The organism is Phytoactinopolyspora mesophila, assembly GCF_010122465.1.
GTDB classification, from domain to species: Bacteria; Actinomycetota; Actinomycetes; order Jiangellales; family Jiangellaceae; genus Phytoactinopolyspora; species Phytoactinopolyspora mesophila.
The window spans coordinates 1-1,559 of sequence record NZ_WLZY01000025.1; the positions used below are offsets into that span (position 1 = coordinate 1).

1 protein-coding gene is annotated in these 1,559 nt (G+C 67.8%); it reads right to left on the reverse strand.

Annotated elements, in window-relative coordinates:
- Positions 1-42: 42 nt before the first annotated feature.
- The gene (locus tag F7O44_RS29270) at positions 43-1,437 is read right to left on the reverse strand and encodes an IS1380 family transposase (RefSeq protein WP_162453875.1); all 1,395 of its coding nucleotides are present in this window, start codon (positions 1,435-1,437) and stop codon (positions 43-45) included.
- Between the last annotated feature and the right edge of the window lie 122 nt (positions 1,438-1,559).

Genomic DNA, 1,559 nt, shown 5'->3' on the forward strand with positions numbered 1-1,559 from the left:
TTTCGGGGTCTCCGGTCGTGCCCTCGCGGGCGGTGGTCGGGTTCAGGCCACTGCTGGTGGCCCGGTGGCGAAAACCGCGTTGTAGAGGGTGCGCCATGGTGCGGCCCATGGCCAGTGCGCGGGCAGGTGCAGCACCGGGCGGCGTTGTGGTCGGGCGAGGCGGGCGGGCACGGTGACGAGGTGTCGCCGTAGCGTCGCGCCGCGGGCCACGGAATGTCGTGGGCTGGTCAAGGTTCCAGCGGCGCGGAGCAGGTTGTGTGTCATGGCCGCGCAGATCGCCCAGGCGCCGTTGGCGGCGAACCGGGCGGAGGGCAGATGCGCCAGTGGTCCGTCGATGAGGTCGGCGAACACGGTCTCGATGATCGCGTGGCGGCGGTGGGTAATGTCCGCCTCGGCGGTCGGTTCGGCACTGTTGGTGAAGAACGGGTGATGCCGCCAGACAGGAAACAACTCGTCGCCTCGTGCTTTGTCGCGGATCCGGCGCACGATCAACCTCGCGGTGACTGGGTGCTTTCTCGCGAATGCGGTGAACTCGACTTCGGCGACCTGCGCGTCGGAGATCAGCTCACCGGTGTCCGGGTCAACGACCGCGCCCGGGTAGTTCACGGGCGTCCACGCCTCGTCGTCGATGGTCGCGATGGCCCGGCTCACCGCGGGGTTCTTGCTGATCGAAACGGAGAACCGGACCCCGGCGCTCACGCAGGCGTTCACGACCGCGCTGTTGCCGTAGGCGGAGTCACCGCGGGCCAGGATCTCCCCGCTGGCTCCGGCAGCGCGGGCGGTGCCGATCGCCTCGCGCAGCATCGTCGCTGCACCCTTGCCAGAGCCCGCCCGCCCGGCACGTAGCCGTATGCCGGCCACCACCGGCGCACCCTGATCTGTGCTGATCGTGGTGGCCAGGGGCGACAGGCCCCGGCGCAGCATGACCCGGCCGGCAATCTTGGCGTGCCCGAAACTGGCACCCTGTATGGCGTGGCCGTAAACCGGGCGCAACAGCGAGTCGATATCCACATACGCCCGCTGCGCGATGCCGGGCAGCAGCCCACTGCGCTGGACCAGGTTGACCAGGTGTGCCCGCGCCACCGACGCCAACTGCAGCGTGTGCCCGTGGGTGAACTCCCGCAGGAACTGCCCCAGCGTGGCCGGTGCGTACACCTCGGCGAACAACCGGCCCATCCCACCAGTGCGGGTCAGATCCAGATCGTCGATACTGTCCGCGCCGGCAGCCATCCCCGCGATGATCGAGGTGAGCTTGCCCGCCGGGTTCACCCCAGCCGAGGCCACCCGCGTCGAGGCGAGAGTCACCTTTGATGAGATCAGCTCGGACAACCCCGCCCGCTCGGCCAGCGCCATCACCGGAACCAGCCCAGCACACGACACAAGATCCTCGTCATCGAACACCGGCGTCGCCCGGGACCAGACATGAGATAGTTGCACTGAAAGTGCCTTCCGACGCAGAGACGATTAGGGCCTAGACAATCCTCATTGTCCCTGCACAGAAGGCACTTTCTCTATTCACCACGCCGAACGATCAACCAACCGGTCCACGGATCCAGGCT